Genomic DNA, 13768 nt, shown 5'->3' with positions numbered 1-13768 from the left:
CGTGCGGTGATCAGCGCAGTTCGTACGCCCGGATGACGGTCTGGTCGAAGGTGCTGCCCTTCGCGTCCGTGCCCGACGCCCTGAGCGACACGAAGCCGCCCGCCGCCGGGTGCGGCACCTGCACCTGCCACGACCCGCCGCGCTTCAGCACCGGCACCTGCTTCCAGGTCTTCCCGTCGTCGTACGACGCCCGCACGGTCAGCTTGGCCACCGGTCCCGAGCCCTCGGTCTGGGTGATCGTCACCGGATAGACGCCCACGCCGCCGGCCCGGCCGACGTTGTGGTCGTCCAGCGGCGGCGCGAAACTGACCGCGGTCAGCGGCAGCGCCTTGGGCTTGGCGGTGTGCGCCGAGCGGAACGTCCAGCTCACCGACATCCTGGTGGTCAGGCGTGCGTCGCGCTCCAGGCTGGCGTCGAAACGGAACGTCGCCCCGGCCGGGTCGACGTCGTCGGTGTACACCCCCGGGCCCTCGGTGGACTCGGCGATCAGCTTGCCGTCGCGGTAGAGCGCCCCGCGCCCCGAGGTGATCTGACCGAAACCGGACCGGCCCTGGCTGTCACCGAGCAGCGCGGGCGAGACGTACATGCTGTCGCCCTGGCGCGCCGCGGGCACGCTGCCCGGGAAGAACGACGCCACGCTCGGCCCGAACACACCCTTGTTCCACTGCTCCTGGTATATCTTGCCGGCCTGGTAGGTGGCCTGCGCGCCGTGCTCGGTGAGCGCCTCCGCCCACTCGTCGCCCTCGGCCGCCAGTTCCGCCCTGAACTCGTTTTGCCACGGCGCGTCACCCGCGTAGAACTCGGTCCGGGTGAACGGCAGCGGGGTGGGCCAGCCGACCGCCCAGCCGGAGCTGGCGATGTCGGATGGTGCGAGGAAGGCCAGTTTCACGCCGTTGCTGCCCGGCACGGCCGCCGCGTGTGCGGCCGTCACCGTGGCGAAGTCCTTCGGCCGCAGGTGCTTGACCAGCCCGCCGAGCAGGTCGTTCTTGCTGTGCCAGCCGACGTTGTAGACGTACGGGGTGGCGGTCGGATTGTCGTTGTCGTCAACCTCGGCCAGGGTGCCGGTGAGCTGGCCACCCAGGCCCTTGGTCGGCCTGGGCCCGACCAGCTTGGTGAAGATCGAGCCGAAGTCCATGGCCAGGACCCCGACGTCGTAACCGAAGTTCTCGCCCTCGGCGTAGATCGCGTCGTACGACACCAGCAGCGGCACCGCGTTCGGGGCGGGCACCGTGACGTCGAAGCCCTTCCCGCCACGGGCGTCCATCGACACGGTCTGCGGCCCGCTGACGGACAGCTTCGGATACACCAGCTGGGAGGTGCTGTAGTTGTCCCCGTCCTGCTCGTTGATCCAGCTGAACGCGAAATACTCACCCGGGGGCAGGCGCAGCTCGCCGCTCCCGCCGAAGAGCACGTAGTCCCGGTTCCGGTCCTTGTTCGTGATCACCGTGAAGGCATCCTCGGCCGGGTCGCCGTCGCGCTCGGTCGCGGTGAACTTCACCGTGTGCTTGAGCTCGTCGCGGACCACGCCGAAGGGCGTCTGCACGGAGACGCCGGCCGCGGTCGCGGTGACCTGACCGCCGAGGCCACCGGTCACGTCTCCGCCCGCGCGGGTGTCGGCGGTGAGCGTAACCGACGCCTGCCCGCCGGCCGGCACGGTGACCGTGTCGGCGCTGAGCGAGAAGATCCCGTCCGGCGCGTCGGTGGTCAGCGCGAGCCGCAGGGTCACGGCCGCGCTGCCGCCGTTGTGGTACGTGACGACGTTGCTGCGCACCTCGTCCTGGTGGTGCGGCCAGTCCTGCAACCCGAACGTCACCGACGTCGGCGTGGTCGTGACCTGCTGGTTGATCGCTCGGGCCACGTCCACCCGGCCCGCGCCCTGCGCGAACACGCCGACGCCGCTCGACGGCTTGGCAGAGGCCATGAGCGCCGCCTTGAGCTGCGCCGGGGTCCACTGGGGGTGCGCCTGGCTCAGCAGCGCCGCCGCGCCCGCGACGTGCGGGGTCGCCATCGACGTGCCGTCCAGCGGCATGTAGAGCTGCCCCGGTTCGCCGAGGAACCCGTCCTTGCTGCGCGCCGCGACGATGTCGACGCCGGGTGCGGCGATCTCGGGCTTGACCGCCCAGCCGTCGGCGCTGGGGCCCCGGCTGGAGAAGTCGGCCAACTCGTCGGACTTGGTGAACGCCGCGACGGCCAGCGCCGCCTCGGCGGTCGCCGGGGACCCGACGGTCTCGTCGTCGCCCTCGTTGCCCGCCGCGATGACGAACAGCGTGCCGTGCTGCGCGGTCAGGGCGTTGACGGCCTCCTCCAGCGGGTCGACCTCGGGGGTGTTCGGCCCGCCGAGGCTCATGTTGACGACGTCCGCCCCGGACTCGGCGGCCCACTGCATGCCGGCCACGATCCAGGACTCCAGGCACCCGAACTCGACACAGACCTTGCCGTCGAGCAGGGACGCGCCGGGCGCGGCGCCCCGGTACTTCCCGCCGGAGGCGGCACCGCTGCCGGCGATGGTGGACGCGACGTGGGTGCCGTGGCCGACGTGGTCGCGGTCGTCCTCCTCGCCCTCGGTGAAGTTCTGCCGGGCCGATACCTTCCCGGCCAGGTCAGGGTGCGTGACGTCGATGCCCGTGTCGAGCACCGCGACGCGGACCCCCGCGCCGTCGAAGCCGGCGGACCAGGCCTCGGGTGCGCCGATCAGCGGAATGCTCTGGTCCAGCGCCGGCCGGCGTACGCCATCGAGCCAGACCTTGCCCGCCTTCAGGCCGCTGCGGGTCGCCTGCCAGCGGGAGGCGAGCGAGTCGGTGGCCGTCTCGGTGGCGAAGCCGCGCACCGCAGGCAGTCGTCGTTGTGGGGAGAGACCGGGCGCGGTGGTGGCGCCGGAGACGATCAGCCCCAGCGACGATGGGCGGGTGGCCTGCGCCGCGAGCAGTTCGGTGAGGTCGAACAGCCGCCGGTCGAGCCGGTCCGCCCGCAGCAGCGGCATCGCGTCGGACGGGATGACGTACTGGTGCCCGTCGGTGCGGTAGCTGTGGAACGTGACGCCCTTGCGCGGTGTGACGCTGAGGCGGTCGTTGCCGAACACGGTCACCCGGTCACCGGTGATCAGGGTCACCGTCTGGGCCTGGGCCGTGGCGGGCCCCGGTTCGACCGCCTGTGGCGCGGCGGCCTGACGGGCGCCCGCGGTGCCGGGCGCGGCCGTCAGCAGTGCGACGGCGATTCCCCCGGCCAGCAACGCTCTTCTGGTTCTGCTGGAACGCATACGCCTCCCCGTTCACTCGGACGATCCGCTTTGACCGTCTCTTGTAGAGACGAGTTGACCCGTTGACGCGTTGCGCAACCAACCGTCGGGTCGCATTCCCGACAGCTCCCGTGATCCGAAAACCCCTGGTACGGCCCATCGAGGCGCTCGGAATGCCGCCGGTCGGCCAACGGTCCATTTGCTACGCCCGGTGACACCGGCGGTGTGAAGCGGGGGAGTTGGGTTCGCGTTGCCGCCCTGGCCGTCTGCGTCCTGCTCGCCGCGGCCGTCGGCGGGTGGCAGGGTTGGCGGAATGCGGCGATGGACCCGCCAGCACCTCCTGCGGTGTGCCCGCTCATCCGGTCGGTTCGACCTCCTCGTTCCCGCGCACGGTGCCCTCCAGACCGGGGAGCAGCACGGGCCGGGCATGCGCTCGAACTACTGCCCGGTCAGGACCGCGTCCACGAAGGAGGGCGCGCGCACCTACCTGGGGGTTTCACTCGGGCGTTTCGGCCGGCACGAGGGCTGCGGCCCTGCCCCGCAGCTACCCGACCTGCCGGCATCTCCGTTCGCGCGGTAATCGCGCCGTTGATCCCCCGAGACCGGACAGCCGCCTGCCAGCGAGAACGACATGAATGGGCTGGCGGCCACCGTGACGTTCCGTTACCAGCGGGCCAGCATCGATCGTGTGGCGTATCTGCTTCGGCCGAGACGAGTGAGTTGCCGTCGTCATCAATGTTGGAATCTCGAAGGCGGCGATGTCGACGGCCGCACGGTGGACAGCGCGATCAATCGATGGAAGCTAGTCTCGCGGTACACGGTCGACGGGGAGGCTTCGATGCGGCGCGAGTTCCGGGTGTTCTCATCGATCGTCGGGCGGCGCACCGCCTTGAAGTACGTCGGCTTGGGTGCGCTCGCTGCCGTGGCCAGCGCGTGCAGTCGGACCGGACCAAGCGGCAACGCAGACCGGACTGGGCAAGCCGAGAAGTCCGGTGGCGGCAAGAAGCCGACGGTGGCCGCGCGGACCTTGGAGGCGTTCGCCAAGGGAACGTGGGCGATCGCGGTTTCCGACCCGAAGCAAAACGGCACGAGCCCGACGGGGACCCTGACTCTCGGCGACGGGAAATGGACGATCAGTCCTGGGATTCTGAGCATCGAACTGGCAGCCCATGGCGATTACACGTTGTCGGGAGCATCGGTGAGTATCGTTCGACGGTACAACGACGAGGAGCGGAAGCAATACCCCGACGTGGTGGACGAGACCTACACCGGTGGCGATCTGCCGGCGCAGGTTGGTAGGGACGCTCAGACGTATCAGGTGTCCTGGAGTTTCGGGGCCAAGCACCAGATTTGCTCGGTGTACTGGAATGGCGACGCGTTTCTCATCAATGCGAACGACGGCTACGGCAAGGATCTCATGATCACGCTGACCCGGCAGGCATAGCGCGGGCCGTCGTGGCGCCGGGAGCAATGTGGGCTCTCGGTGGCCCACCTCACTCTCTTGCTCTCATGACCGTGATGCGGGCGCCAAGCAGTCACCCTTTAGTTATCACGATCTCGGCTCGCCGCCCTCAAACCGGCCCGACGAACCAACCGTGAGCACGTAGCTGGGCCGCTCCATGGCGTACCGGGAACCAGAGAGCCGGACCCCGCACAAACACCCTCCCCGCGCCTTCAAGGCAGCCCTTGACGGGCCGCACGTGCCGTCGACTGGGGCGCCGCGCCGGCCGTTGCCGCTGTTGCTCTGCGGCTGTGACGCCCGGCGGCAGGATCTCGCCCTGCCGTGGGCGGCGGCCTCGTCAACCCGGGGTGAAGTAGTCCGCGGATTTTCCTCGATCCAATGCAACCGTGGCGTCGCTCTGCTGCGTGGGTGGGAGGAGCAGCCACCGAGGAGAGGGTGTCGGCGTGACAGAGGACGACTACCGGGCGTTCTACGCATCGGCGTTCGCGCGGTTGGTCGGTCAGGTGTATCTGCTGACCGGCGACTTTGCGGAGGCGCAGGACGCCGTTCAAGAGGCGTTTGTTCGAGCCTGGAGCAGGCGTCGCCGGTTCGCCGACGGGGACGAGCCGGAGGCGTGGATCAGAACCGTCGCCCGCCGGGTCGCGGTCAGTCGTTGGCGCTCCGTGCGGTCCGGGTTGGCGGCGTGGCGGCGTCACGGGCCGGCTACACACGTGCCTGCGCCCGGCGTGGAGACTCCGCTGATCGTGGCGGCCCTGCAACGTCTACCCGAGGAGCAGCGACGCGCGATCGTGCTGCACCACCTGTGCGATCGGTCCGTCGATCAGGTCGCCATCGAGACCGGGGTGCCGTCCGGAACGGTCAAGGCCCGGCTGTCGCGCGGGCGGACCGCACTGCGACAGATCCTCCAAGATGCGGACGCTTCGCATCCGTGGAGCCGGCCGGAGTCCGGCTCCACGCCCCTCGCGGGCGAGCCGCGGTCCGGCAAGCCGCGCCGGTCCGGCCGACCGGACGAGATCACAACCTTGGAGCGTCGTCATGCCTGAACGCCAACATCCTGACCGAGAGAACCGCGAACTCGACAGCCCCGTGGTCGGCAAGCCTGCCCCGGAGAGCCCGCTGCCCGGCCTGGGGACAATGCTGCAGGACGCGGCCGACGATGCGACCCGCCGGGCGCTCGTGCCGCCGTACGACCTGGTCCAGGGTCTGGCACGGCGTCGCCGAACCGCGAGAGTCGCGACGGCCGGCGCGTTCGGGGTCGTCCTTTTCCTGGCGATCGGGGTGGCGGTCGTCAGCGGTGTCGGGCCTGACCGGGGCGAGAACCGCCCGCGGCCGGCCGCGTCGGCCACCGCCTCCCTGGACCCGTCGTTGCGCGAGTACTGGACAGAAATCCCTATCCTGAGCTGGACGCCGGACGTGGCACGCGAGGCGTCGGACGTTTCTTCCACGAATGAGTTCCGTACGGCGGTGTTCTCCGCGCTTGGCCCGGGGGATCACGACTTCTCCTACCTCAAGGATTTGCGGCAGGTCCTTCCCGACGCTCCGGTCGGTGGCCCGGCCATCGCCATCGATCAGTCGGTCACGAGACCCGAGTTGGAGCACGCCGCCGCGAACCTGCGAAAGCTCGACGGCGTGCAAGACGCGCGGGTCGTCGAGGTGTCCGGCCTTTGGTTCACCGTGTCGGCCACCGCCCCCGCCGCCTCCGGCCCACCGGTCATCAACGTCGAGGGGACAGGCATCAGCGGCTACGCCAGCGGGCAGAAACGTGACGCACAGAATCGTCCGGTTAACTGGGTACGCGCCACGTATGCCGGACCGGCCATCGACCGCGCCACCTTCGACCTGTGGCGTGCACGGGTCGCCGAGTCCATGCACATCGACGTCTCGCAGGTAGTGGTCACCGCGGAATCCTCCGCGAGGAAACCGGAGCCGACGACGAGCTGACGCCGGCTCAGCCAGTGCATGCAGCCTGTCCCGAGCGCGGTCAACTTCCCCGTCGTGCAGAGGTCGATCAACCCCGCCTGCTGGTCTGCGCTTCACAACCGGCCAGCGGGCGTCGACCTCTTGGGCGGCAACGACAGGCGGTACATGCATTCGGCGGGGCTGGCCCGAAAGTGGTGCCGGTACGCCGTCCCCCGGTCTCGTGGATGACCGCACAGAGAGCCATCACCGACAGCATGCAGCGTGCCGTGGGATCCGACGAGTCTGTCCCGGCCGAGTACCCGCCCACTGCTCCTCGATCGGCATGTACGGCCCGTGGGCGACTCCCCGACTTAATCGCGTCTCATTGGTCATTCGCCCAGCGGAGCACCGTGCCAGCGCCATTCCTTCAGCTGGGGACGTCCTGGCAACTCGATCCGGCCGGTGGACCACCGCAGTGCCGCCCACGGGTCCACCCCGGTCAGTTCTTGCGCCGCTTCGGGAAACAGCCGAGCAAGTACCCGGGTGCAGACGTCACGTGGTGGATCGACGGCGAGGCCGAGGCCCTGCGCGATGTCATCGCCGTGCAGCAACGTCTCCACGCACCCCATCGCGGCGAAGCCCTCCGGGTCGGCTTGACCAGTGGGATGGTAGGCCCGAACATCCGGTCCGGACGTGCGTACCGTAGCTGCCAAAATTCGACCACCCGCATCGGCGAACTCCAGTACCTCGTCCGGGGAAGCATCCTTGTCGGCGTTCGCCATGAAGCGCACAAACCGCTTCAACGGCCGCGCCACGAGTTGGCCCGCGAACGACATCAGGCAGTCACCGATGTGCTCGGCGGTGTGCCAGCAGTCCCACTCCAGGCTGCCTGCCCGCGCGGACCAGTCCAGGCCGGCCGCTGGTCGTAGGCTGGCAACAACGCTGGACATCGCTGCATCGAGATCATCGGCGGTGACCGCCACGGTTTCCCTCCAGGCTTGCGAGGCCGATGCTGCACCGGCCTGAGTCAGAGCTGCCAGCCTGCCCGATGGGTGTGACGAACTGAGTGGCAACGGATGTGGACGCCAGCGGACGGAGACGGACACCCACGGAGTGTTCCAGCAGCTCAGCCCGCTTGATGGTCCAGCTCAGCCGAAAGCGATCATTCGTTCACACCGCAGCGGTCACAGCTGCTCCGACCGAGGTCCTGGGTATGCGGCGTCCAAGTCGGCGAGAAATTCTCTCCCGCGCGCCACAAATTGCGGAAGGAACCTCCGCACCCCGTCTAGGAACACGTCGTCGGGTAGGTTGTACTGGTCGACCGCCCGGTAGGCGCCATCTTTGACGTAGGTCTCGTCTACGAACCAGCGGTCACCCGGTGAGTGGCAGGCGCAGGCAGCGAGCGGCGTCGGCCAGCAAGGGCGTGAACCGCAGGCCACACCGGCCAAGTGGTAGTCGAACATGGTTGCACCCAATGCAACAGGGCCGCCGAGGGTGGTCTGCGGCTTGCCACGATGCGGGTAAGGGCGACCACGCCCGTCGCCAGTGGGGACAGATGCCGACATCAGCTCCGACAAATCTTTGACATCGTCATGGTCCGGTCTGCCTCGGCGTCTGGTTCCACAGCTCGCACCGGCTGACAACGTCGGTGGCCTGCCCATCTGCCGCTGCCACTACCGGCCGTAGGCGTCGTAAGCCTCCGACATTCGGGGCTTCGGGTGAGCCGGAAGGTCACAGGCGGCAGCTATGGTCTAGGCGCATCGTGACCGCAGTGGCGCTCCGCAAGCAGCGCACGCACTTCCGGAACATCTTGGAAGGGGATCATTCTCTGCATCACGAGGCGTGCTCGATCGCCAGTTCGCGCGCTCGGCAGATCTTCGGTGAGATCAAGCATGCGCGCTGCCGCGCGGGCGGCTGCTTCTGGCTCGTTGGCATCCGCATAGGCGACGACGAGCCACGATAGATAGAGCGCCATCTCCCGGGCGTGGGTAGCGTCGTACCCTTCCAGCGCCATCGACAGTAGTGGTAGGGCCTTGAGGGGCCGATGGAGTTCCGTGAACACGCGGGCGTCCATGATGTCCAGCTCGTCATCGCTGACCCAGTATGCCCACCTAGGTGCCTCGCCCTCGCGCTGGCGAAGGAGAGCCTCGTGTGCCTCTCCGAGCGCACGCAAGGCGGGCTGTGGGTCATCGACACGCGCGTTGGCCCATGCCACGCGATCCAGAAACAGCGCTCGGACTTCGGCGGGTGCCTCCGGCCCGGCTTCATCCAGAGCTGCTTGGGTGAGATCGACGGCCTCTCGTTCGCGTCCTGTATTCGCGTGCTGGTAAGCCAGCGACCCGACCAGGTTCGCGGCCAGTGATCGGTCGCCGGCCTGCCGAGCGGCCGATGCGCCCAGCCGGTACGCGCGCTCAGCAAGGACGGTGAACCCTGCGTCGGAGGCTATCCAGCCCGCGATCTGCGCCAGCTCGCCTACCTGGACCAGCAGCCCGTGCCCGACCAACTCGGTGTGGGACGTTTCCCGGTACAGCGTCAGTGCTGCCCTCAGCTCACGGAAGGCGGGAACGACCAGATCGCCGCCGGCGAGGACGTCGTCCGCTAGTCGAAGTCGGTGGACCCGGGCGGCGAGATCACTGACGGCAGTGTGGCCGATGCGCCGCCCGGTGGTGGGCATCACGGCCTGGAGGAGGTCGCCTACCGGAAGCAGGTCGGTCAGGGAAGCGGTATCCGGGGCGGCGCGGTCGTGGTCGGCAGATGTGGCTGTGCTGGTACGCCGGGGGCTGTAGAGGCCGATCGCGGCGTCGTTGGCGACGCCGAGGACATGCCGTAGGCCGGCCCGGCGTTCTTCATTGGGCCAGCGGTGTTCTCCGCGTTCGAGTTTGCCTATCCAGCGATGGTCGACATAGTGCGCGGTGAGGTTCCTGTGTGGGTAGAGCCGGTGGAGCGCGGCGTTGACGTTGTCGGCGAGTTCGGCGCGGGACATGCATTGCCCAGGCCGTTGCGGCGACGGCAGTCGTTGACGGGCCTTGGTGAGCAGTGCGTTGGGGGCCACGAGGGTGTCGGGATGACGCGGCATCTACGCCTCCCTCCGCATCTCACAGACGGTGTGTGCACCATCTTGCCACCCTCGGTTACCCCGGCCGCGCGTGCCGTGGCGCGACCGCGAATTCGAAGTGCTCAGCCTGATCGCCGATGGCTACAACACCGGGCGAGATCACCGCCAAGCGTGCTGCCACGCCGTCGCCTACGCACTCCGAAACGGCCTCGTCTAACGAGCACTCCATGTGCCGCACAGGGCGGGCAATCCAGCATCGCCGAGACCACCACATACCGCACATGGACTCGATCAAGGCCAGGCTGGGCAGGAAGAGGGGAGCCGAGGCGCGGACCCGGAATTTGCCGAACTGGCAAGGTTCCTTGCCGTCCGGGCTTCGAGGACGCACGATCACCGGGCCGGGGCGGCGGCCGTCCGCCGGCGAGGAGGGAACCATGATCGAGCACGGTGCGGATCCGGTCGAACCGGCGGTGGACGCGGAGACCGCCGGATTCTGGGACGAGCTGTACCAACAGCGCGACCAGGTGTGGAGCGGTCGGGTGAACAGCGTCCTGGCCGAGGTGGTGGATCCGCTGCCGCCCGGCACCGCGCTCGACCTGGGCTGCGGTGAGGGCGGCGACGCGATCTGGCTGGCCGGGCGGGGCTGGCGGGTCACCGCCGTCGACGTCTCGGCCACCGCTCTGGGCCGGCTCAGCGCCGCCGCGACCCGGGCCGGCGTGGAATCCCGGATCACCGCCGCGCGCCACGACCTGACCCGGACCTTCCCGGCCGGCCAGTACGACCTGGTCTCGGCGCAGTTCCTCCAGTCCCCGCTGGAACTGCCCCGGGAGTCGGTGCTGCGCGCGGCGGCTCGGGCGGTCGCGCCCGGCGGCCGGCTCCTGGTCGTCGAGCACGGGGCACCTCCGCCGTGGGCCCGCGAGAGCCACCCGCACGCCCGTTTCGCCAGCCCGGAGGAGATCCTGACCGCACTCGACCTCGACCCTGACGGCTGGCACACCGACCGGCTCGGGGCCGCGCACCGGACGGGCACCGGCCCGGACGGCGAGACGGGCACCCTCGTCGACCACGTCGTGCTGGTCCTGCGCCGCGAGCAGCGCTGACACCGGCCGTCGGGGAGGCGTCGACCAGGCCGGACGGCCGGCTGTCTTGCTGTAGGACGCCTGGGAGCCGCGAGGCGATCAACCAACGCTCGCCTCCCGGTCAGATAGTGCCGGCATTCTGCGGGGGTGTTGCTCCCGCCCACCGTGCCGGCGTACCGGATCGTCGGCGCCTGCGGTGCGGCCCTCCTCGCCGTCGCCGGACTGGCGGTCGGCGCGCTGCCCGTCGACGACGCCGATTCGCCCTGGCTGACCGGCCTGTACCGGTACGCCGGACCGGCCCTGCTTGCCGGCTTCGTCGGCCTGACGCTGCTGGTCGTGGCCTGGTGGTGGGCCGGCCGCGACCTCGGCGGTCCGTCGGCGTCCCGGCGCGGCACCGTCGTGACGCTCACCTGCTGGTCGGCTCCTCTGCTGCTCACCCCGCCGCTGTTCAGCCGGGACGCGTACAGCTACCTCGCCCAGGGCGCGATGGTGCTGGCCGACCTCGACGTCTACCGGTTCGGCGTCGCCCATCTCGGCGGGCGGCTGGCCGCCGAGGTGCCGGAGATGTGGCAGCAGACGCCCGCGCCGTACGGTCCGGTCTTCCTCGGCACGTCCGCGGCGGTGGCCGCCGTCGCCGGCACCGGGCTCGGGCTCGGCCTGTTCGGGCTCCGGCTGGTGGCGCTGCTCGGGGTCGCGCTGCTGGTGCTGTTCGTCCCGCGCCTGGCCCGGCACTGCGGCGTCGACCCGGCCGCCGCGCTGTGGCTGGGCGTGCTCAACCCGCTCGTGCCGCTGCACCTGATCGCCGGGGCGCACAACGAGGCGCTGATGCTCGGCCTGCTCGTCGCCGGAGTGTGCCTGGCCTTCGAGCGGTCGTACCTGCTAGCCGTCGTGCTGGTGACGCTCGCCGCGCTGGTGAAGGCGCCGGCCGCGGTCGGCCTGGTGGTGGTGGCGGTGCTCGCTGCGCGCCAGCAGGGCCGCTGGTCTGCCATCTGGCGCACCACGGCGGCCGCGGCCGCCACCATGATCGCCGTCACCTGGGCTACCGGCACCGGGTACGGCTGGCTGACCGCGCTGGGCACGCCGCTGTACAAGCACAGTTGGTCGATCTCCAGCGCCCTGGGCCGGGCGACGGTGCACGTCATGCAGGCCGGCGGCCTGGATCCCGGTGACGGCCCGATGCGGTTCTGGGTCTGGGCCGGCCTGCTCGGCGCGGTCGCCACCACCGCGTACGCCTGGTTTCAGCGCCGCGCGCTCGGCCTCGCGTACGCCCTGGGCCTGGTGCTCGCCGCGGCGGCCCTGCTCGGTCCGGCCACCCGGCCCTGGTACGGGCTGTGGGGGCTGGTGCCCATCGCCGCCGGCGCGCCCGGACGCACCGTACGCCTGGTGGCCGCGATCGGGGCGGTGGTCCTGGCCTTCGTCACGCTGCCGAGCGGCTTCGGCCCCCAGCCGCGACAGTTCGTGCTCGCGGCCCTCGGCGTCCTGTTCGGACTGATCACCGCCGGCTACCTGCGCCTGCTGCTGATTCCCCACCGCCCCCTGGAAATGGATCCACGATGACAGAACAGCTCACCCGGAACCAGCGTCGCGCCCTGGGCGTCACCGCGCTCGCCGTGCTGATCGGCGTGGTCATCGCCGTGGTTCCCGGGCATCGCGGATGGTTCGACGTGGGCGTCTACCACGGCGCGGTGAACCACTGGGTGGGCGGCGGCGACCTCTACGAGTGGACCACCACCAACGGATACGGGTTCACCTATCCGCCGTTCGCCGCGGTCTGCATGCTGCCGATGACCCTGTTGGCCTGGTACCCGACGATCGCGGTCAGCCTCGCGATGACGGTGGTGGCGTCCGGGTTCGTGCTGCACCTGCTGGTGGATCCGCTGGCCCGGCGGGCCGGCTGGAGCCGCTGGTTCGCCTTCGCGCTGGCCGCCTGCCTGTTCGCCGCGCTCAACCCGGTGCGGGACACGGTCAGCTTCGGCCAGGTCAACCTGCTGCTGCTCGCTCTGGTCTACGTCGACCTGTGGCTGCTGGAGCGCGGGCACCCGCTGGCCGGCATCGGCACCGGCCTGGCTGCCGCGATCAAGCTCACCCCGGCCGTCTTCATCGGCTATCTGCTGATCACCAGGCGCTGGCGGGCGGCCGGGGTGGCCGCCGGTACGGCCGCCGCCGCGACCGCCGGCACCGCGCTGCTCGCCCCGGACGCCTCCCGCCGGTATTTCTTCGAGGCCCTGCTCGACACCGACCGGGTCGGCAAGCTGGCGTACGTCTCCAACCAGTCGCTGATGGGGCTGGTCGCCCGGCTCCACCCGGCCCATCCGGACCGCCTGCTCTGGCTCGTCCTGGTCGCCGGGGTGCTGGTGGTGTGGCTGGTCCGGGTCCGGCAGGCCGGCCGGGTCGGCGACGACCGGGCCGGTTTCGCGCTGACCGGCATCGTCGGCTGCCTGGTCAGCCCGGTCACCTGGGTGCACCACCTGGTCTGGCTGGCTCCGGCGCTGGTGGTGCTCGCCGACTCGACCCTGCCGTGGCCACCGTCCGACCTCCACCTCCGCCGTCGGCTGGGCCTGGGTGTGGCCGGCTACCTCGTGCTGGTCAGCGGCGTGGTCTGGGTGTGGGCCAACGGCGGCGGCGACGCGGTCGCGCTGGTCGGCGGAAACCTCTACGTGCTGATCGCCCTCGGCCTGCTCATCGGCCTGCCGGTCGCTGGTGGCGGATACCCCGACACCGCGGAGCGCGCAGGTCACGCCGGTTCCGCCTCCGCCGAGTGCGCGGACGGGCGGGCCGCCGGAGGACCCAGCAGGCGCATCGGCGCCGGCTCGGCCAGCGGTGGCGGATCGGCGCTGGGCACGGTACGGGGCAGCAGCGCGGCGAGCCCGGCGCGGGTGGCCACCACGATCAGCCGGTCGGTGCGGACCAGCGGCCGGCGCTCCGGCAGGGACCAGATCGTCTGACCGGCGCGCCCGGTGCGCATCGCGATGACCTGTACCGCGCCCGGCCTGGACAGGTCGCGGCAGTATCTGCCCTCGATGTCCGATCCGGCGCCC

At 70.3% G+C, this 13768-nt stretch carries 8 protein-coding genes and 1 pseudogene; 6 read left to right on the top strand and 3 right to left on the bottom strand.

Annotated features, from left to right (window positions below; all coding sequences use genetic code 11):
• Positions 1–10: 10 nt before the first annotated feature.
• Positions 11–3256 carry a S8 family serine peptidase gene (locus ACIRG9_RS16250; RefSeq protein ID WP_402855876.1) on the bottom strand — a complete coding sequence of 1082 codons (3246 nt, stop codon included), beginning with the start codon at positions 3254–3256 and terminating at the stop codon, positions 11–13.
• Between the two features lie 610 nt (positions 3257–3866).
• On the opposite strand from ACIRG9_RS16250, the gene ACIRG9_RS16245 reads away from it, so the two are divergent.
• The 3 genes and pseudogenes from ACIRG9_RS16245 to ACIRG9_RS16235 all read left to right on the top strand — a co-directional run bounded on the left by ACIRG9_RS16245 (position 3867) and on the right by ACIRG9_RS16235 (position 6638).
• Positions 3867–4679 carry a hypothetical protein gene (locus ACIRG9_RS16245; RefSeq protein WP_402855873.1) on the top strand — a complete coding sequence of 271 codons (813 nt, stop codon included), beginning with the start codon at positions 3867–3869 and terminating at the stop codon, positions 4677–4679.
• A 461-nt stretch (positions 4680–5140) separates the two neighbouring features.
• Positions 5141–5614: pseudogene (locus ACIRG9_RS16240) on the top strand (SigE family RNA polymerase sigma factor); the annotation flags it as partial.
• A gap of 118 nt (positions 5615–5732) precedes the next feature.
• Positions 5733–6638, top strand: a complete 906-nt coding sequence (locus ACIRG9_RS16235) for a hypothetical protein (RefSeq protein WP_402855870.1) — start codon at positions 5733–5735, stop codon at positions 6636–6638.
• 347 nt (positions 6639–6985) lie between these two features.
• Here the strand turns inward: ACIRG9_RS16235 and ACIRG9_RS16230 are convergent, their stop codons facing one another.
• Both ACIRG9_RS16230 and ACIRG9_RS16225 read right to left on the bottom strand, forming a co-directional pair.
• Positions 6986–7579: a hypothetical protein gene (locus ACIRG9_RS16230; protein WP_402855867.1), complete on the bottom strand. Its 594-nt coding sequence runs from the start codon at positions 7577–7579 to the stop codon at positions 6986–6988.
• 761 nt (positions 7580–8340) lie between these two features.
• Positions 8341–9672, bottom strand: coding sequence for a hypothetical protein (locus ACIRG9_RS16225; protein WP_402855864.1), 1332 nt, complete (start codon positions 9670–9672; stop codon positions 8341–8343).
• Between the two features lie 413 nt (positions 9673–10085).
• Here ACIRG9_RS16225 and ACIRG9_RS16220 point away from each other — a divergent pair, with 413 nt between their 5' ends.
• The 3 genes from ACIRG9_RS16220 (at position 10086) to ACIRG9_RS16210 (ending at position 13675) form a co-directional block, all read left to right on the top strand.
• Positions 10086–10751: a class I SAM-dependent methyltransferase gene (locus ACIRG9_RS16220; protein ID WP_402855861.1), complete on the top strand. Its 666-nt coding sequence runs from the start codon at positions 10086–10088 to the stop codon at positions 10749–10751.
• A gap of 126 nt (positions 10752–10877) precedes the next feature.
• Positions 10878–12287: a polyprenol phosphomannose-dependent alpha 1,6 mannosyltransferase MptB gene (gene mptB, locus ACIRG9_RS16215; protein ID WP_402855858.1), complete on the top strand. Its 1410-nt coding sequence runs from the start codon at positions 10878–10880 to the stop codon at positions 12285–12287.
• Positions 12284–13675, top strand: a complete 1392-nt coding sequence (locus tag ACIRG9_RS16210; protein ID WP_402855855.1) for a glycosyltransferase 87 family protein — start codon at positions 12284–12286, stop codon at positions 13673–13675. The genes mptB and ACIRG9_RS16210 overlap by 4 nt, the downstream gene beginning before the upstream one ends.
• Positions 13676–13768 lie beyond the last annotated feature (93 nt).

The sequence above is a fragment of the Micromonospora sp. NPDC093277 genome (assembly GCF_044765245.1).
Taxonomy (GTDB): domain Bacteria; phylum Actinomycetota; class Actinomycetes; order Mycobacteriales; family Micromonosporaceae; genus Micromonospora.
Note: the sequence above shows the minus strand (reverse complement) of the source record. Positions and strands in the feature narration are given on the sequence as shown.